At 72.1% G+C, this 17,769-nt stretch carries 18 protein-coding genes; 11 read left to right on the forward strand and 7 right to left on the reverse strand.

What is annotated here, in order from left to right; genetic code table 11:
- Positions 1-105 precede the first annotated feature (105 nt).
- The 6 genes from ACIBF7_RS00195 (at position 106) to ACIBF7_RS00220 (ending at position 5,786) form a co-directional block, all read left to right on the forward strand.
- On the forward strand, positions 106-969 hold the full coding sequence (locus ACIBF7_RS00195) for a hypothetical protein (RefSeq protein ID WP_148035188.1): 864 nt from the start codon (positions 106-108) through the stop codon (positions 967-969).
- Positions 970-1,291: 322 nt separating this feature from the next.
- Positions 1,292-1,495: a developmental transcriptional regulator BldC gene (gene bldC, locus ACIBF7_RS00200; RefSeq protein WP_013133571.1), complete on the forward strand. Its 204-nt coding sequence runs from the start codon at positions 1,292-1,294 to the stop codon at positions 1,493-1,495.
- A gap of 388 nt (positions 1,496-1,883) precedes the next feature.
- Positions 1,884-2,918 carry a LacI family DNA-binding transcriptional regulator gene (locus ACIBF7_RS00205; protein ID WP_261808923.1) on the forward strand — a complete coding sequence of 345 codons (1,035 nt, stop codon included), beginning with the start codon at positions 1,884-1,886 and terminating at the stop codon, positions 2,916-2,918.
- A gap of 121 nt (positions 2,919-3,039) precedes the next feature.
- Positions 3,040-3,288, forward strand: coding sequence for a hypothetical protein (locus ACIBF7_RS00210; protein ID WP_148035189.1), 249 nt, complete (start codon positions 3,040-3,042; stop codon positions 3,286-3,288).
- Positions 3,289-3,342: 54 nt separating this feature from the next.
- Positions 3,343-4,197 (forward strand): N-acetylmuramoyl-L-alanine amidase, encoded by an 855-nt coding sequence (locus ACIBF7_RS00215; RefSeq protein WP_148035190.1) that lies wholly within the window; start codon positions 3,343-3,345, stop codon positions 4,195-4,197.
- Positions 4,194-5,786 carry a beta-N-acetylhexosaminidase gene (locus ACIBF7_RS00220; RefSeq protein WP_148035191.1) on the forward strand — a complete coding sequence of 531 codons (1,593 nt, stop codon included), beginning with the start codon at positions 4,194-4,196 and terminating at the stop codon, positions 5,784-5,786. Before ACIBF7_RS00215 ends, ACIBF7_RS00220 begins: the two co-directional genes overlap by 4 nt.
- Positions 5,787-5,790: 4 nt before the next feature.
- Here ACIBF7_RS00220 and ACIBF7_RS00225 read toward each other — a convergent pair whose 3' ends face one another.
- The 4 genes from ACIBF7_RS00225 to ACIBF7_RS00240 all read right to left on the reverse strand — a co-directional run bounded on the left by ACIBF7_RS00225 (position 5,791) and on the right by ACIBF7_RS00240 (position 10,427).
- Positions 5,791-7,941 carry an ATP-dependent RecD-like DNA helicase gene (locus ACIBF7_RS00225; RefSeq protein WP_261808924.1) on the reverse strand — a complete coding sequence of 717 codons (2,151 nt, stop codon included), beginning with the start codon at positions 7,939-7,941 and terminating at the stop codon, positions 5,791-5,793.
- Positions 7,942-8,007: 66 nt separating this feature from the next.
- Positions 8,008-8,562, reverse strand: coding sequence for a GNAT family N-acetyltransferase (locus ACIBF7_RS00230; RefSeq protein WP_148035193.1), 555 nt, complete (start codon positions 8,560-8,562; stop codon positions 8,008-8,010).
- Positions 8,559-9,773: a quinone-dependent dihydroorotate dehydrogenase gene (locus ACIBF7_RS00235; RefSeq protein WP_261808925.1), complete on the reverse strand. Its 1,215-nt coding sequence runs from the start codon at positions 9,771-9,773 to the stop codon at positions 8,559-8,561. Before ACIBF7_RS00235 ends, ACIBF7_RS00230 begins: the two co-directional genes overlap by 4 nt.
- A gap of 3 nt (positions 9,774-9,776) precedes the next feature.
- Positions 9,777-10,427, reverse strand: coding sequence for a response regulator (locus tag ACIBF7_RS00240; RefSeq protein ID WP_397195963.1), 651 nt, complete (start codon positions 10,425-10,427; stop codon positions 9,777-9,779).
- A gap of 18 nt (positions 10,428-10,445) precedes the next feature.
- Here ACIBF7_RS00240 and ACIBF7_RS00245 point away from each other — a divergent pair, with 18 nt between their 5' ends.
- The 4 genes from ACIBF7_RS00245 to ACIBF7_RS00260 all read left to right on the forward strand — a co-directional run bounded on the left by ACIBF7_RS00245 (position 10,446) and on the right by ACIBF7_RS00260 (position 14,031).
- Complete coding sequence (locus tag ACIBF7_RS00245) at positions 10,446-10,832, forward strand: tautomerase family protein (RefSeq protein WP_271275681.1); 387 nt, start codon at positions 10,446-10,448, stop codon at positions 10,830-10,832.
- 40 nt (positions 10,833-10,872) lie between these two features.
- Positions 10,873-12,252 carry a dihydrolipoyl dehydrogenase gene (lpdA, locus tag ACIBF7_RS00250; protein WP_397195964.1) on the forward strand — a complete coding sequence of 460 codons (1,380 nt, stop codon included), beginning with the start codon at positions 10,873-10,875 and terminating at the stop codon, positions 12,250-12,252.
- 103 nt (positions 12,253-12,355) lie between these two features.
- The gene (locus tag ACIBF7_RS00255) at positions 12,356-13,585 is read left to right on the forward strand and encodes an acyltransferase family protein (protein ID WP_397195966.1); all 1,230 of its coding nucleotides are present in this window, start codon (positions 12,356-12,358) and stop codon (positions 13,583-13,585) included.
- 53 nt (positions 13,586-13,638) lie between these two features.
- Positions 13,639-14,031, forward strand: coding sequence for a hypothetical protein (locus ACIBF7_RS00260; protein ID WP_364229728.1), 393 nt, complete (start codon positions 13,639-13,641; stop codon positions 14,029-14,031).
- Here ACIBF7_RS00260 and ACIBF7_RS00265 read toward each other — a convergent pair.
- The gene (locus ACIBF7_RS00265; protein WP_148035201.1) at positions 14,016-14,597 is read right to left on the reverse strand and encodes a hypothetical protein; all 582 of its coding nucleotides are present in this window, start codon (positions 14,595-14,597) and stop codon (positions 14,016-14,018) included. The genes ACIBF7_RS00260 and ACIBF7_RS00265 overlap by 16 nt on opposite strands.
- A 143-nt stretch (positions 14,598-14,740) precedes the next feature.
- Here ACIBF7_RS00265 and ACIBF7_RS00270 point away from each other — a divergent pair, with 143 nt between their 5' ends.
- Positions 14,741-15,217: a hypothetical protein gene (locus tag ACIBF7_RS00270; protein ID WP_219546713.1), complete on the forward strand. Its 477-nt coding sequence runs from the start codon at positions 14,741-14,743 to the stop codon at positions 15,215-15,217.
- Here ACIBF7_RS00270 and ACIBF7_RS00275 read toward each other — a convergent pair.
- Positions 15,202-16,236 (reverse strand): ABC transporter ATP-binding protein, encoded by a 1,035-nt coding sequence (locus ACIBF7_RS00275; RefSeq protein WP_397195968.1) that lies wholly within the window; start codon positions 16,234-16,236, stop codon positions 15,202-15,204. The two genes, ACIBF7_RS00270 and ACIBF7_RS00275, sit on opposite strands and share 16 nt — an antisense overlap.
- The gene (locus ACIBF7_RS00280; RefSeq protein ID WP_148035204.1) at positions 16,233-17,768 is read right to left on the reverse strand and encodes an iron ABC transporter permease; all 1,536 of its coding nucleotides are present in this window, start codon (positions 17,766-17,768) and stop codon (positions 16,233-16,235) included. Before ACIBF7_RS00280 ends, ACIBF7_RS00275 begins: the two co-directional genes overlap by 4 nt.
- Between the last annotated feature and the right edge of the window lies 1 nt (position 17,769).

A 17,769-nucleotide genomic window follows, 5' to 3' on the forward strand; every position in this document is an offset into this window, starting at 1 on the left:
GGTAGTGACTCCCTGTCCGGTCCGCCGCCCCTTCGCGGCGGAGATCACTCAAGCGTAGTCGGCACGACGATGCACGGCGGGTTGGCTTCATGACACGATGCCTCCGTGCTGCCCTATGCCGCCTACCTCCGCGTCTATGAGCCGCTGACCGCGTTCTCCGAATCCGAGCGCAAGGTCTGGGCCGACTATGCCGATTCTCGCGACCGTCCGCGCCGGGCCAACGCGCTCCAAGCCGAGCACGGGGAGTCGGTCAGGCGCCTGCTTGGCATGCCTCCTCAAGTCGTACCCGCGCAGGAGAGCCCCAACGCCTACCTGCGGCGTGTCGAGGACCGTCTGTACGTCTGCCCCTGGCAGACCCGGTTGCGCTCGTGGCTGGCCTTCTCAAGGCTCCGGGGCAGTGTCCCTGTGAAGCTGATGGACCGGTTCGTCCCGAATGCCATCGCCGAGCAGACGGCCGACGACTTCGACCGCTACAAGCGCGGCGCCGGTTCCGACGCACTGCGCACCCACATCCGCACCACGGCCTGGCACGTGCCACCCTCGTGGTTCGTGCCGTTCGACGGCAACGAGCGCTGGCTGGTGCTCGGCGCCTCCGTGCCCGGACAGGACGTGACGACCGCCACCGGGCGCAACCTCATCTACGTCACGTCCATGGCCCAGGCCAGGAGGCGGGCCGCGCGGGCGCTGCAGGTGCTGCGGCGCAACCTCGGCGACACCGCGCCCAACTTCGACGTGGAGGACGTGGCGCGGTGGCTGGAGGAGTTCCACCCCCACTCGCTGGTGGAGCTCGACTACGGCGGCCTGGTGCATCTGATGAACGACGAGGCGCTGCAGGCCGACCAGTCGGTGGCGGAGCTTTCCGCGGCCCTGACGGGGCTGGACACGGGTCAAGAAGAGCTTGCCTATGCCATGTACCAGAGGGTCATCCTTCGCTGGAAGTCAATGCAACTCCTGGAATCTTCCAACTGAACCCCAATACGACCGTCTGACCTGCATGAGTAGGTCATGAGTCGCGGCTGCTCACTTCTGCGAACTGAGTAGTTTGCCGTTTTCACTGCGATACCACGAAACGTGTCGCTAGAATCACCGAGCGTGACATCGCCGCAGGGGCGGGCAGTTGGGTCAAAGAAGGGCTCGCCAATCGCTCTGCGTGGCGGTATGGTCACATCGGGTGATGCCGTATATGGCCCAGAAAAGCCGCACGCTCTGGGTCATAGAGGGACATCCGTGACACGCGCAAAGGCAGTCGCAGGATCGCGAAGCCGGTCCACACGGAGGAGAGGCCGCACAAATGTCAGCTCGTACACCCGAGGCCGAGCCGCTGCTCACGCCCGCCGAGGTCGCCACCATGTTCCGGGTCGACCCCAAGACCGTCACCCGGTGGGCCAAGGCGGGCAAGTTGACGTCGATCCGCACCCTCGGCGGTCACCGGCGCTACCGGGAGACCGAGGTTCGCGCACTGCTGGCGGGGATTCCGCAGCAGCGCTCGGAGTGAGACCAGGGTCGTCACCAACCTCAGGGGGGTTCTCACGGTGGGCCAGGTCGGCGTGGCCCGGTCCACCCCAGTGACGACTCGGACGTCATACAGGGGAGTTGGCGCCGCCCGCCCGGCGCCATCCTTCCCCGGTTTCCTTCCCACGCCACCCGCGCCGCCCGCCGAGGCGCGCGGACCCATGCGCGACTGAGCGTCGCGCGGTCGAAACGCAGTCGTCGCACGCCGTCGAGCTTCTGAACGCTCCGGCCTCATCCCTTGCCGACCTGCGGACATCCGGGCAATGACGGGCTTCCGGAACCCAGGCCGTACCCTGCGGCGAACTCGATCGTTTGGTGGTACAGGTGCCCCAACATCCGCATCGCGGGGGAGACACATGCCAGGACCGCCAGTGAAGTCATCGACCATCACCGAGCTGAGAGAGGTAGACGCGCTGCCTCGACCAAGGCCCACCATCCGCAACGTCGCCGAGCGAGCCGGCGTCTCGAAATCGCTGGTCTCACTCGTGCTGCGCGGATCCCCGCACGTGAGCGAGCACCGGCGCCAGGCCGTGCTGCAGGCGGCCCGTGAACTCGGCTACCGGCCGAACGCCGTCGCGCGCAGCCTCGTGGAAGGCCGCACGCACCTCGTCGGCGCACTCGTCGCCGACCTGCACAACCCGTTCTACGCCGAGTTCCTCGACGGCCTGCAGGAGAGCCTGCACGGCGACGGGCTGCGCATGCTGATCGGCAACAGCCAGTGGGACCCGGCGTTCGAGGACGAGGCCGTGGAGGCCTTCCTGGAACTCCGGGTCGACGGGCTGGTGCTCTTAGGCATCGCGCCCACCAGCGAAACCCTGATCGAGGCGACCTCGTACACCCCGACGGTGGTCGTCGGGGAACGTGACATCGAGCTCGACGGCGTCGACATCGTGGTCGACGACGACCAGCACGGCGCGCGTCTGGCGATCGACCACCTGGTCGCGGCCGGGCACAAGCGCATCGCGCACATTGAGGGCCCGCGCCCCTCCCGCTGCGAGGGCTACCTCGTGGCCATGCGCAGGCACTCGCTGGCGCCCTACATCATGGTCGAGGCGGCGGACGCCTCGGAGGACGGCGGCAGGACGGCGGCACTCGCCCTGCTGACCCGCGAACCGAGGCCCACCGCCATCTTCGCCGCCAACGACGTGGTCGCGCTCGGCGTGCTGATCGCCGCGGCCGAACTCGGCCTGCGGGTGCCGGAAGACCTCTCGGTGATCGGCTACGACAACACCCACCTGGCGGCGTCGGACCACATCTCCCTGACCTCGGTCGACCAGCCCCGGCGCGCGATGGGGCGGACGGCCGCGGCGCTGCTGAGCGATCGCATCTCCGAGCCGGCCAAGGCCGCCCGGCTACGCGAGGTGACACCGGAGCTGATCGTGCGGCGCAGCACGGGTCCTGCCTAAGAGGATGTCAAAGGTCGGTCAACACGCTCCGTGACGCCCCGCCCGGCGGTTAACTCGCCAGGGTCATGCTAATTGTGGCCGGACTTGCGGTCCGGCCACGATCTGATCCGGGGGGACAGCCATGCGTGATCCGGAACTGGTGTCGTGCGCCCAGCGTGCCGCGGCCGAGCTCGAGCGCGCCTGGGCGCAGTGGCGCGCCGGGCGGGGCCGGGGCACCGACGTCGGCGTGGAGTCCGTCGCCAGCTACGTCGCCCACTCGCTCGACCACCCGTGGGGCCGGCCCCGCGTCGTCCTCGGCCTGGACGCCGAGGACGCGCGGGAGCTGGCCGCCCTCCTCCAGCGTCAGGAGGTCGGCGAGCACGTGTGGTGAGCGGGTTCGCGGCGTTCCGCACCCCGCGGACGAGGTTGCCGTAAGTTGGAGCGCATGCGTGCGCTTCCCGCCTCTCTTCTCGCTGCCTGCGGCCTGGTCGCCTCCGCGTGCGGCGGCGCCGTTCCCGGTGCCCCCGTGGCGGACCAGATGGCGCGCCGGGACGCCGGGCCCACGTCGAGCGCCACGGCCGCCGAGCCCGCCCGGTCGGCCGGCTCGGCCCGGCCCGCCGAGAAGGCCCCCTCCGTGCGGCCGCTCGACGGCAGGGTCGTCGTCATCGACCCGGGACACAACGGAGGCAACGCCCGCGCCCCGAAGGAAATCAACCGCAAGGTCAACGTGCTGACCCAGTGGAAGGCCTGCGACACCACCGGCACCTCCACCAACAGCGGCTACTCCGAGGCGGCCTTCAACTGGGACGTGTCCACGCGCATGGCCAAGATCCTCAGGAGCCGCGGCGCGACGGTGAAGCTCACCCGCTCCAGCAACACCGGCGTCGGCCCGTGCATCACCGAGCGGGCCGCGATCGGCAACCGCAGCGAGGCCGACGCCGCGATCTCGGTCCACGCCGACGGCTCCAGCCCAGGAAACCGCGGCTTCCACGTCATCATGCCGAAGAAGATCGGCGGCCCGGTCGACCCCGTGGTGGGCGCCTCGGCCAGGCTGGGCAAGGCCGTGCGCGGCGCCTTCCGCGAGGGCACCGGGCTGCCGTACTCCACCTACATCGGCAAGAAGGGGCTCGACTACCGGGGCGACCTGGGCGGGCTCAACCTGTCGACGGTGCCGAAGGTCTTCATCGAGGCCGGCAACATGCGCAACGCGGGTGAGGCGGCGAAGTTCCGCGACCCGGCGTTCCGCCAGAAGATCGCGCTGGCGCTGGCGAACGGCTTGCAGCACTATCTGAAGTCATGATCCCTCGCCCGAAGCTCAGCCGTCCCTTGTCCGCCTCCTACGAGCTGACCGCCGGGGCCGCCGTCTCGGGGCCGGCCGACCTGATCGGCGCCGTCCGCACCGCGATGCCGGGGCTGGACCTGCTGCCGGGTGACGACGGCGCGATCGACCTGCGGCTCGACCCCTCGCTCGGCGGCGAGGCCTACCGGCTGACGGTGGGCTCGCGCGGCGTCGAGATCGCCGCCGGCGGCCGGGCGGGCGCGTTCTACGCCGCCCAGTCGCTGCGCCAGCTGCTGCCCGACGAGGCCTTCCGGTACGGTGCCGCGACGTCGTGGACCGTGCCCGGGGCGCGGATCGAGGACGAACCCCGCTTCCCGTGGCGCGGGCTCCACCTGGACGTGGCGCGCCACTTCTTCCCCAAGCGGGAGGTCATGCGGCTGGTCGACCTGATGGCGCTGCACAAGCTCAACCGCCTCCACCTCCACCTGGCCGACGACCAGGGCTGGCGGGTGGAGAGCCGGGCCTACCCGCTGCTGCACGAGATGTCCTCCCACCGGCCGCGCTCGGCCGTGCACCCGTACGGTCAGCCGGAGGCGTTCGACGGCATCCCGCACGGCGGCTACTACACCCTGGACGACCTGGCCGAGATCGCCGCCTACGCCCGCGACAGGGCGGTGACCGTGGTGCCGGAGATCGACGTGCCGGGACACGCCTCGGCGATCCTGGCCGCCTACCCGTCGCTGGGCGCCACGGGCGAGCCGCATGACGTGCTCGACCGGTGGGGCATCTCCCCCGCCATCCTGTCGCCGCTGCCGCCGACGGTCGAGTTCCTCACCACGATCTTCGACGAGCTGCTGGGGGCGCTGGGCGAGACCCCCTACGTGCACATCGGCGGCGACGAGGTGGTGCTCGACCAGTGGGCCGCCTCGCCCGAGATCGACGCCTACCGCGAGTCGCTCGGCCTGGCCACGGTCAACGACCTGCAGGCGTGGTTCCTGCGGCGGCTGGCCGACGCGCTGGCCGAGCGGGGCAGCCGCGCGGTGGTGTGGGACGAGGCGTTCGTGAGCGGCGGGCTGCGGCCGGACACGGTCGTCATGCCGTGGCGCGGGCAGGGCGTGGCCCGCCGCGCCGCCGCCGCGGGCCACGACGTGGTGGCCACCTCGGTCTTCCCGCTCTACTTCGACTACGCGGAGGCGGCCTCGCCCGACGAGCCGCTGGCCATCGGCGAGACGATCACCGTGGCCGACGTGGCCGCGTTCGACCCCGCCCCGGACGACTGGGCTCCGGGGGAGCGTGAGCGGGTCATCGGCGTGCAGGCGCAGCTCTGGACGGAGCGCGTGCCCGACCCGCGCACCCTCGACTACCGGATGTGGCCCAGGGCGTGCGCGCTGGCCGACATCGCCTGGGGCGCCCAGGACGACTTCCCCGGCCGCCTGGATGCCCACCTGGGGCGGCTGGACGCGCTCGGCGTCGAGTATCGCCCGCCGGCCGGGCCGCACCCGTGGCAGCGCCGCAGGCCGCACCTCCCCGGCGTCATCCGGCTCGACGAGGTGATGGACCGCATCGAGGCCATGACCCACGACCCCGAGTCGACCCGGCCCAGCATCTGACCCGTCAGGCCAGCGCGAGGGCCAGCCGCTGCGGCAGCGCGGTGTTGCGTCTGCGGCCGAGGGTGTGGACCGCCATCTCCAGGGCCTCGCGCCGGCCCACCAGCACCACCCACGACTTGGCCCTGGTCACCAGCGTGTAGAGGAGGCTGCGGCGCAGCATGATGCCGCCCGACTCGGCGACGATCGGGGCGACCACGAACGGGTATTCGCTGCCCTGGGAGCGGTGCACGCTGATCGCGTACGCGTGGGTCAGCTCGTCGAGCTCGCCGAAGGCGTACTCGACCGTGCGGCCGTCGTCGGTGCGCAGCTCCACCAGCCGCTCGCGCTGGTCGACGGCGGTGACCGTGGCGGTCTCACCGTTGAAGACGCCCTTGTCGTAGTTGTTGCGGATGGGCAGGACCCGGTCGCCCGCCCGGTAGACCGAGGAGCCGTACCAGTGCTCGTCGACCCCGTCGCCCGGCGGGTTGAGCCGCTCCTGCAGGCGGCGGCCCAGCTCGACGGTGCCCGTGACGCCCTTGCGCATCGGGCAGAGCACCTGCACCTGGTCGGGGCGGATGCCCTGCTTGCGGGGGATGGCCTCGGTGGCGAGGTGGATGACCCGGTCGGCCACCGCCTGCGGGTCGTCGAGCTCCTCGAACCAGAACCCGCCGCCGCCGGGCAGCCCGGGCAGCTCGCCGGCGCGCACGTGGTGGGCGGCCCTGACGATGCCGCTGCCCTGCGCCTGGCGGAAGATGTGGGTGAGCCGGACGCGCGGGATCTCCTCGACGCTCAGCAGGTCGGCCAGCACCCGGCCGGGGCCGATGCTGGGCAGCTGGTCGCTGTCGCCGACCAGCAGCAGGTGGCTGCCGGACGGGACGGCCGACGCCAGCCGGGTGGCGAGCTGCAGGTCGAGCATGGACGCCTCGTCGACCACGATGAGGTCGGCCTCGACCGGCCGCTCCTGGAACAGCGCGCCGTCGTCCTCCGGCTGCTGGGCGAGCATGCGGTGGACGGTCATCGCGGGCAGCCCGGTCAGCTCCGACAGGCGCTTGGCCGCCTTGCCCGTGGGGGCGGTGAGCGTCACCCGGCCGCCCATCGCCCGCACAGTGGCGGCGATGGCGGCCACCGTGTGGCTCTTGCCGCAGCCCGGGCCGCCGGTCAGCACCGAGACCGTGCTGGTCAGCACCAGGTTGACCGCCGCGCGCTGGTCGTCGTGGAGCCGGTCGTCCTCCTGGAAGGGCCGCAGCCGCAGCTTGGACGGGGCGCGGGCGAGCCGGGCGAGGTGAGCGGCCAGCGCGACCTCGCGGCTGTGTTCCTGCTTGCCGTAGACGACCAGGCGGCCCGGGTCGGAGGGTGACGCCTCGACGACCACCCGGCGGTCGGCGTGGAGCGCGTCGACGGCCTGCCTGATCTTCGGCTCGTCCTGCTCGACCAGCGCGGCCACCTGGGCGACGAGCGCGCGCAGCGGCACGAAGCAGTGGCCGCCGCCGGCCGCGGCCGCCTCGATCCGGTCGACCACGGCCGCCTTGACGCGCTGCGGGCTGTCCTCGGGGACGCCGGAGCGCAGCGCGATGCGGTCGGCGCTCTGGAAGGCGATGCCGCGCACCCGGCCCACGAGCTGGTAGGGATCGGTGGTCAGGACACGCAGCGACTCGTCGCCGTACACCTGGTAGATCTTGGCGGCGAGCAGCGGGCTCACCCCGAAGCCCTGCAGGGCGACCATGAGGGCGGCGACGGCCTTCTGCTCGGCCCACGCCTCGACGATCTGGGCCTGACGGATGGCGCCGATGTTGACCACCTCGCGCAGCCGGCCGGGCTCGGTGTCGATGACCTTGAGCGTCTCCTCGCCGAAGTGGCTGACGATGGCGTGGGCCAGTCGCGGCCCGACGCCCCGGATGAGGCCGGAGCCGAGGTAGAGGGCGATGGCGCGGACGGTCGAGGGCGCTATGCGCTCGCACCGGCGGACCTGCAGGCGGGCGCCGAAGCGGGGGTGCTCGCCCCACTCGCCGGCGAGCAGCAGCCGCTCCCCCGGCTGCGCCCCGGCCAGCGTCCGGCCGGAGGCGATGAAGGAGGGCAGGTCGTCGGCGCTCACCCGGGCGACGGTGTAGTCGTCGTCGCCGACGTGGACGAGCTGCTCGACCGTGACCTCGACCTCGTCGGGTCTCGCGCGCGCCACCACTCAACTCCCGGCCGTCGTGTCCGGCATCCGACGCTCGGACATTAGCCGCCCGTGCCGACAGTCCTACCCGGGCGGGCCGTCATGCAGGATCTTCTCGAAGAGCAGGTGGTCGCGCCACTCGCCGTCGATGTGCAGGTACTTCTCGGCCACGCCGATCTCGGTGAAGCCGCACTTGCGCAGCACGCGCTGGGAGCCGTGGTTGTCGAGGAGGGTGCCGGCCTGGAGGCGGTGCAGCCCCAGCGACTCCGCCGCGACGCGGCAGGCCTCCCGCACCGCGCCGGTGGCCAGGCCGCGGCCGTTGCGGGCGGCGTCGACCCAGTAGCCCAGGTGGCCGTTGCGGAAGGCGCCGAGCACGATGTCGTTCACGTTGAGGATGCCGACGATCAGCGGGCCGTCGGCGAGCACCCACGGGAACATCCGGTGCTCGTCGCGGATCTTGAGCATCTCCGCCACCCGCGCGGCCTGGCCCGCCGTGGTGAAGAACTCCTCCGTCCGCCGCGGCTCCCAGCGGCGCAGGTGGTCGCGGTTGCGACGGTACGCGTCCGCGAGCGGCTCGGCGTCGTCGAGCGCCAGCGGGCGCAGCACGACCCCGCCGTCGAGCTCCACCGGACCTGTCACCGCGAGTCGTCGGAGACCGTACGACCGGCCTCCGCGGAGTCGGGGGCCGTGCGGCCGATCTCTCCAGATCCAGGGTCCGTACGATCGGTCGCCGCGGATCCGGAAGTCGCGCGGCCGATCTCTCCGGATCCGGGGTCCGTACGGCGGGAATCCGCAGGGGCCGTGCGGCCGATTATGGCGGTGATGGATGTCAGGCGGTGGCGGCGGACGCGGCGGGAGAGCTGGCGGTGGATGCGGGACGCCCACAGCGGGCCGCCGTAGATCCAGCCGGTGTAGCCCTGGACCAGGGTGGCGCCGGCCAGGAGGCGCTCCCAGACGTCGTCGACGTCCTCGACGCCGCCCACGGACACCAGGGTGAGCCGGTCGCCGACGCGGGCGCGCAGCCGCCGCAGCACCTCCAGCGAGCGGGCCTTGAGGGGGCGGCCGGACAGCCCGCCGGTGGGACCGTCGTGCGCGATCGTGGTGTTGGTCGCGATGATGCCGTCGAGCCCCAGCTCCAGCGCCAGGTCCGCGACGGCGTCGACGTCGTCGTCGGCCAGGTCGGGCGCGATCTTCACGAGCAGCGGGGTGCGCCGCGGCGTGCTGTCGCAGACCTCCTTGACCGCGGTCAGCAGGGGCCGCAGCAGCGACACCGCCTGGAGGTCGCGCAGGCCGGGCGTGTTGGGCGAGCTGACGTTGACCACCAGGTAGTCGGCCAGGGGCGCGAGCTCCTTGGCGCTGGTGACGTAGTCGGCGGCCGCCTCGGACTCGGGCACGACCTTGGTCTTGCCGATGTTGACGCCGACCACGGCGGGCACCCCACGGGTGCGGCGCAGGCGGCGGGCGGCGGCCGGGGCTCCGGCGTTGTTGAAGCCCATCCTGTTGACCACCGCCCGCTCGCGTACGAGCCTGAACAGCCGCGGGCGCGGGTTGCCCGGCTGCGCGTGCGCGGTGATCGTGCCGACCTCGACGTGCGAGAAGCCGAGCGCGGCCACGGCCTCCGCGCAGGCGGCGTCCTTGTCGAAGCCGGCGGCCAGCCCGAGCGGGCCGGGGAAGTGCACGCCGAACGCGGTGATCCGCAGCGCCGGGTCGTGCGGGGCGAGCGCCCTGTGGAGCAGGCGCTTGAGCAGGGGCAGTCTGGCGACCAACGCCAGCCCCCTGACGGTCCGGTGGTGCACGGCCTCGGCGTCGAACCGCCGCAAGACCTGCGTGAACACGAGGCGATACATCACGTGTCAGGCTACCAATCCCGCCTCGTAGGCGATGATCGCCGCCTGGACCCGGTTGCGGACGCCCAGCCGGGTGAGTATCGCGCTCACGTACGCCTTCACCGTGCCCTCGACGATGTGCAGGCGGCCGGCGATCTCCGCGTTCGACAGCCCGACGCCGACCAGGGCCAGCACCTCGCGCTCGCGCTCGGTCAGCGACTCCAGCCGGTCGCGGGCGTGCGCGCCGCGCGCCATCCGGCCGCCGGCGAGCTGGGCGATCACCCGGTGGGCGACCTTCGGCGAGAGGTAGGCCGCGCCGCCGGCCACCGCGTGCACGCCCGCGATCAGCTCGCGCGGGTCGCCCGACTTGAGCAGGAAGCCGCTCGCGCCCACTTCCAGCGCCTTGGCGATGTAGTCGTCCTCGCCGAACGTGGTCAGCATCACCACCGCCGTGCCCGGCGCCGCCCTGCGCATCTCGGCCGCCGCGGCCAGCCCGTCGAGCACCGGCATGCGGATGTCGAGCAGCGCGACGTCCGGGTGGTGGCTGATCGCCAGGTCGACCGCCTCGCGTCCGTCGCCGGCCTCGGCCACCACGTCGAGCTCCGGGTCGGACGCCAGGATGGCCCGCACCCCGGCGCGCATCATGGCCTCGTCGTCGGCCAGCAGTATGCGGATCACGGTTCTATAGTGGCCGACATGGCGCAGGTGAAGGTCTACGGGCGGCGCGAGGTGTGGGCGGGGCGGCAGCGGGAGGTCTCCGACCTGCTCCAGGGATGCCTGGTCGAGGCGTGGGGGCTGCCGGAGGACAAGCGGTTCCACCGGTTCCTGCTGCTGGACGCCGACGACCTCATCTGCCCGCGGCGTTCCGGCTCGTACCTGATCATCGAGATCGTCTGCTTCACCGGCCGCAGCGACGACGCCAAGCGCGCGCTCATCCGGACGATCTACGAGCGGCTCCCGTACGAGCCAGAAGACGTGGAAATCACAATCATCGAGATGCCGCAGGTCAACTGGGGTATTCGGGGCAAGGTCGCCGACGAGCTGACACTGCCCTACCAGGTGGACGTCCAGCCGCGGGGGTGACGGTCAGGTGAGCCCTCCGGCGAGCGGTATGGTCCGAACCATGAGCACTCACTACGACGTCGTGGTCCTGGGCGCGGGCCCGGGAGGATACACGGCCGCCGTACGCGCCTCCCAGCTCGGGCTGCGCACGGCGGTCATCGAGGAGAAGTACTGGGGTGGCGTCTGCCTGAACGTGGGCTGCATCCCGTCCAAGGCGCTGCTGCGCAACGCCGAGCTGGCCCACATCTTCACCAAGGAGGCCAAGACCTTCGGCATCCAGGGTGACGTCACGTTCGACTACGGCGCCGCCTTCACGCGCAGCCGCAAGGTCGCGGACGGCCGGGTCAAGGGCATCCACTACCTGATGAAGAAGAACTCCATCACGGAGTACGACGGGCGCGGCACGTTCCTCGACGCCAACACCATCCAGGTGAACGACGAGACGATCACCTTCGACAACTGCATCATCGCCGCCGGCGCGACCACCAGGCTGATCCCCGGCACGTCGCTGTCGGACCGGGTGGTGACGTACGAGGAGCAGATCCTCTCGGAGGACCTGCCCGGCAGCGTCATCATCGCGGGCGCGGGCGCCATCGGCGTGGAGTTCGCGTACGTGCTCCACAACTACGGCGTCAAGGTCACGATTGTGGAGTTCCTCGACCGGATCGTGCCGCTGGAGGACGAGGAGGTCTCGGCCGAGCTGGCCAAGCGCTACAAGCGGCTCGGCATCGAGCTGCACACCTCCACCAAGGTGGAGAACATCGAGGACACCGGCTCCTCGGTCAAGGTGACCGTGTCGCGCGACGGGCAGCAGCAGGTGCTGGAGGCCGACAAGGTGCTCCAGGCGATCGGCTTCCAGCCGCGCGTCGACGGCTACGGCCTGGAGAAGACCGGCGTGGAGCTGACCGACAGGGGCGCGATCGCGGTCGACGGCCGCCTGCGCACGAACGTGCCGCACATCTACGCGATCGGCGACGTCACCGCCAAGCTCATGCTGGCGCACGCCGCCGAGTCGATGGGCATGATCGCCGCCGAGACCATCGCGGGCGCCGAGACCATGGAGCTCGACTACGTGATGATCCCGCGCGCCACCTACTGCCAGCCGCAGGTGGCCAGCTTCGGCTACACCGAGGCGCAGGCCCGCGACCTGGGCCACGACGTCAAGGTGGTCAAGTTCCCGTTCACCGCCAACGGCAAGGCGCACGGCCTGGGCGACGCGAACGGCTTCGTGAAGATCGTCAGTGACAACGAGCACGGCGAGCTGCTCGGCGCCCACCTGATCGGCCCCGAGGTCACCGAGCTGCTGCCCGAGCTGACGCTGGCCCAGCAGTGGGACCTGACGGTGCACGAGGTGGCCCGCAACGTGCACGCCCACCCGACGCTGGGCGAGGCGGTCAAGGAGGCGATCCACGGCCTGGCCGGCCACATGATCAACATGTGACCCTGAACGGGTGATCGGTATGGGCGGGACAACTCCCGCCCTTCGCTCGATCTTCTACGGTTCCGGCCAAAAGGGGCGTACCACGCGGTAGCCTCGGGCCTCGATGGCCAATTCCACCGGGACCCGGGAGACCCTCGCGCCCGTTCCTCCTCGCGAGAGCCGCCTGGGCTGGCTGGACGCGCTGCGCGCCGTCGCCGCGCTCGTGGTCGTGTACGAGCACGCGCTCAACCCGCTCTACCCGGAGCTGCGCGCCGTCACCGGGCCCTGGTTCGACGCAGGGATCTATGGCGTCATGGTGTTCTTCCTGGTGAGCGGTTACGTGATCCCCGCCTCGCTGGAGCGGCGGGGCAGCGTGGCCGGGTTCTGGGCCGGCCGGTTCTTCCGGCTCTACCCGCTGTGGGCGGTGGCCGTGGCGGCGGCCCTGCTGCTGGCCGTCTCCGGCGTCGACCCGATGCACGTCTGGCTCACCGACCGGCCGGCGTCGGCGGTGCTCGGGCATCTGACCATGCTGCAGGACCTGCTCAACGTGCCGAACGTGCTCAACGTGCTCTGGACGCTCTCGTACGAGATGGCCTTCTACCTCCTGGTCACCGCCCTGTACGTGGCCGGGGTGCACCGGCGCAGCGCGGAGGTCGCCTTCGGGTTCGGGGCCGCGGCCGTGCTGCTGGGTGGGGTGCTGCCGTCGGTGCTGCTGTCGCGCGGGGCCGGGGCGACGCTCGGCACCGTGCTCGCCGTGATAGCGCTGGTGGGGTGCGGGCTGGCGGGGGTGCTGAGCGGGCGTCCTGGTGCGCGGCGGGCCGGGGCGCTGGTGCTCGGGGTGGTGGTGCTCGGGCTGATCCTGGTGAACGGGCGGATCCCGGCCTGGCAGAGCCTGACGATCCTCGCCACCATGTTCGCCGGCACGGCCCTGTACCGGGTGCGGGACGGGCAGGTCGCGCCGTGGCGGGCGGCGGCGCTGGCGGGGAGCGTGCCGGTCGCGGCGGTGGCGGCGGCGCTCTGGCACGGCGACGGCGTCCCGTGGCCGTGGGTGAGCGCGGTGGTGGCGGCGTGGGCCACGTTCGCGGCCGGGATGCTGCTGGCCGGGCGGCGGGTGCCGGCGTGGTGGGCGTGGCTGGGCATGGTGAGCTACTCGGTCTACCTGCTGCACCCGATCCTGCTGGAGATCGTGGACGGGCTGCTGGCGGACCCGGCCGCCGTCGCGTGGCCGTACCGGGCCGGGCTGGGCGTGGTGGTGCTGGGGGCGCTGCTCGGCTGCGCGGCGCTGACGTACCGGCTGGTGGAGGCGCCCGCCCAGCGCGCGGGCAAGCGGATCGCGGCGAGGTTCGTGAAGTAGGAAGCGTTCGCGAAGCGTCGGATGAGGGAGGTCGGGGCGGCTACGGTCGTGCCATGGACGAAGCCACCCCCATGCCCAGGCCGGTTCGGACCGCTCGGATCCTGCTCTGGATCTACATCGTGGTGATGGCCCTGGTCGCCGGCCTCATCCTCTTCTTCGCGGGGTCCGCCCCGGCCGGGGTGGACACCTCGCAGATCTACCTGATCACGGGGTGGAGCGCCGCCCTCCTCGCGCTCACGGCCTTCCTGACGGTCAAGCTGACCGCCCGCAGGCGCTGGGCCCGCTTCGGCCTCATCGCGATCATGGCGATGAACGTCCTGGGCTACCTTGCCAACCTGGCCGCGGGCGGCGGGCTGAGCCTTCCGGCCATCGTGGGGCTCGGCCTGGCGATCGGGGTGATCGTCCACCTCTTCCGTCACGACAGCAGGGCCTACCTCGACCAGTAGCGGGCCATCTTGGCGGCCATCTTCGCGGCGTCCGCCCGGTGCCTGGCCAGGGTGCGCAGCGGCTTGGCGTCGTTGTGCATGTCCCAGTAGATCGCCACGGCGGAGCCCTCGCGCACGGCGACGAACTTCTGCGTCTGCGGGATCGGCGCCTTCTTCGTGGGCCGGATCGTCCGCGCCGCCTGCAGCGCCTCGTCGCCGATGCGGGGCTTGCCCACCTTGACCGTCTTGCCACACTGCCTGAGCAGGGCGCGCATCCGGTCCATCATCTTCCCCGCGCCCTTGGCACTGGCGAACACGAACAGCTGCTCGCCGCGCCTGCGGTCGGTGCGCTCACCGCCGCCGATCTTCGTGTCGTACGAGACCTCGCGGCTCTCCTTCCACCCGGAGAGCATCACGGGGCTGCACTGGATGTTCCACACGTCCTCCGCCCCGTCCAGGCCGAGGATCCAGTGCTCGTCGTCCTGCCGCGCCTGCTTCTCGTACAGCAGGAAGTCCTTCGGGATGGCGGGCGCCTGCGCGGGCGCCATCAGCGCACCGGCCACCACCAACGCGATCGTCTTCAGCATGGCTGGACGCTACCGGACCTGATCAACGGAGATGGCCGCTACGGGGGCAAGAATGTTGAAAGCGGCGGATTCCACCCGGCAAGGGGGTTGAAAGCGGGGCGGCGCACAGTGCGGTCAGGAAAACTTGAGAAAGGACCGCACCGATGTCGCTCTCCCGCCCCGTCGCCGTTCTCGCCCTCGCCGCAGGCACCCTTCTCGCGATCGCCCCCGCCGCCCAGGCCGCGACCGCCACCACCGAAGCCGCCGCCCCGTGGGGCCCGCGTTACGCTCCCGGCCAGAAGGCCAAGGCCGTCGGCACGCTGACCGCCAAGGGCGAGGACCACGCGGACCTTCCCACCGCCGACACCGTGAAGATCACCGGCAAGGTCTACGACTACGCCGCCTCGTCCAAGGTCTGCGGCTGGGCCGTGTTCCGCATCACCTACCGGGACGGGAACCAGCTGCCGCACAAGCACCGCAGCGTCCGCGACTGCACGTACCGGACGGCGAAGAGCTTCTCGTTCACCGACAGCGACGTCTACCAGGTCGAGCTCAAGGTCTGCGCCGAGGGCAAGCGGTCCAAGCCGTCACTCAACTGCCTGTACGCCGGCACCTGGAAGACCCTCTACCTGTCCAAGTGACCCCCGCGCCACACCCGGCACGCCCCCTCGACCCGCACCGACACCGCCGAGCCGGCCGCGACCGGGACGGCGTGGCCGGGCACGCGGGCGGTGACGCGGGTGCCGTCCGCCAGCAGGAGCGCGACGGTGGCGTCGTGGCCGTGGAAGTCGTGGCCGGTCACGGTAGCCGACACGCCGGGCCCTTCCGTGAGCACGATCTGCTCGGGCCGCACCATGACCGTCAGCTCGCCCGTACCGCCGGGGACCCGGTCCGCGGCGACCGGGCCGAGCGGCGTCAGCAGGTCGGGGCCGGTCGCCGGGAGGAACACGGCCTCGCCCACGAAGGCCGCCACCCACGGGTCGGCCGGCTCGCGGTAGAGCTCGACGGGAGGACCGCTCTGCAGGACGCGGCCGTCGCGCATCACCGCCACCTGGTCGGCGACGGACAGCGCCTCGTTCTGGTCGTGGGTGACCAGGATGCCGGTCGCCTTGTCGGCCCGCAGCGCGGCCCGCACGTCCCTGCGCAGGTCGGCGCGGAGCCCGGCGTCGAGCGCGCTGAACGGCTCGTCGAGCAGGATGACCGAGGGCCGCGGCGCCAGGGCGCGGGCCACGGCGACCCGCTGCTGCTGGCCTCCGGACAGGTGGTGCGGCATCCGGTCGCCGTACCCGGCCAGGCCGACCAGGTCGAGCACCTCCTCGGCCCGGCCTGAGCGGCGCTCCTCGCGGGTCAGCCCGTACGCGACGTTGTCCCGTACGGACAGATGGGGGAAGAGCGCGCCCTCCTGCGGGACCGTGACGACGTGCCGCCGCTCGGGCGGCGTGTGCGTGCCCGGCCCGGCGACCACGCGGCCGTCGACGGAGATCTCGCCGGCGTCGAGCCGTTCGAAGCCCGCCACGCACCGCAGCAGCGTGGTCTTGCCGCAGCCGGACGGGCCGAGCACGGCGGTGAGGGTGCCGCCGGGCACGGCGAGGTCCGCACCGCCGAGCGCGGTCACCGCGCCGTAGCGCTTGACGAGTCCCCGCAGGTCCAACTGGCTCATCGTGAAGTCTCCGCGGTGAGTATGCCGGTGCGCGCGGTGAGCAGCCACGCGGGCACCGATGACAGCAGCACGAGCAGCGCCGCGTAAGGGGCCGCCGCCGCGTACGCGGCCACGGTGGTGTGCGTCCACAGCTCGGTGGCCAGGGTGTCGACGCCCGTCGGCCGCAGCAGCAGCGTGGCGGGCAGCTCCTTCATGCAGGTCAGGAAGACCAGCGCGGCGCCCGCGCCGATGCCGGGCAGGACGAGCGGCAGCGTCACCGTGCGCAGCACGGCCACCGGCCCGCGCCCGAGCGAGCGGGCCACGTCCTCCAGCACCGGCGGCGCCTGCGCGGCGGCCCCGGCGACGGCGGCGAGGGCGAGCGGCAGGAACAGGGCGGCGTAGCCGAGCGCCAGCAGCCAGGTCGTCTGGTAGAGCGGGTACGCGAGCGTGACCCCGAACGACACCAGCGACAGCCCGATCACCACGCCCGGCAGCGCGTGGCTGACGTAGGCGAGCCGGTCGAGCACAGTCGCGACAGGTCCAGGAGCCTTGGCCGTCAGCAGGCCGAGCGGCAGCGCGAGCGCCATGGTGAGCGCGGCCCCGGCGAGTGACAGCCAGAGCGAGTTGCCCATGGCGGCGGCCACCTCCGCCCAGGCGCCCGGACGGGAGACGCCCTGGAGCATCCGGAGGCCGAGGCTGAGCGCGGTGACGCCGAGCGCGAGCCCTGCCAGGACGGCCAGCGCGGCGGCGGCGGGCCAGCGGGCCCGCCCGAGCCGCTGCCTGGCCGCGGTCCTGCGGGTGCCGCCGAGGTGCGCGTACCGGGCGCCGCGGCGGCGGGTGACGGTCTCCCCCGCGAGCACCAGCATGGTCAGCACCACCAGCACGGTGGACAGCACCAGCGCGCCGGTGCGGTCGAAGCCCAGGTCGAAGGCGACGAACACGGCCCGGGTGAAGGTGTCGGCGCGCACGATCGACACCGCGCCGAAGTCCGACAGCACGTACAGCGCCACCAGCAGCGCCCCGCCGGCGTAGGCGGGCCTGATCTGCCGCAGCGTCACGCCGGTGAACGTGCGCCACGCGCTCCTGCCGAGCGAGCGCGACACCTCCTGCTGCGACGGGTCCGCGTTGACGAGCGCCGCCGCGACGGGCAGGAAGACGTACGGGTACGAGCAGAGGGTCAGCACGAGCGCGGCCGCCCAGAAGCCCTCGAACCCGTCCACCGAGGACCGCCAGGCGAACGCGGCGATGTAGGTGGGCACGGCCAGCGGCAGCGCCGCCAGCACCGCGAACAGCCGCCTGCCCGGCAGGTCGGTGCGTACGACGAGGAACGCCGACGCCACGCCCAGGACGGTGCAGGCCACGGTCACGACGGCCGCCAGGCCCACGGTCAGGACGGCCAGCCGGGCCGTCCGGACGGTGAGCACCTCCTCCGCGATCCGCGCCCATCCGGCCTCGGCCGTCCTGACCGTCAGGTAGGCCACCGGGACGAGCGCGACCGCCACCGTCACCACCGAGAGGGCGAGCAGCAGCGGCCGGCGCGTGCGCGTGCGCATC

This window comes from Nonomuraea sp. NPDC050478 (genome assembly GCF_044458265.1).
GTDB lineage: Bacteria > Actinomycetota > Actinomycetes > Streptosporangiales > Streptosporangiaceae > Nonomuraea > Nonomuraea ferruginea.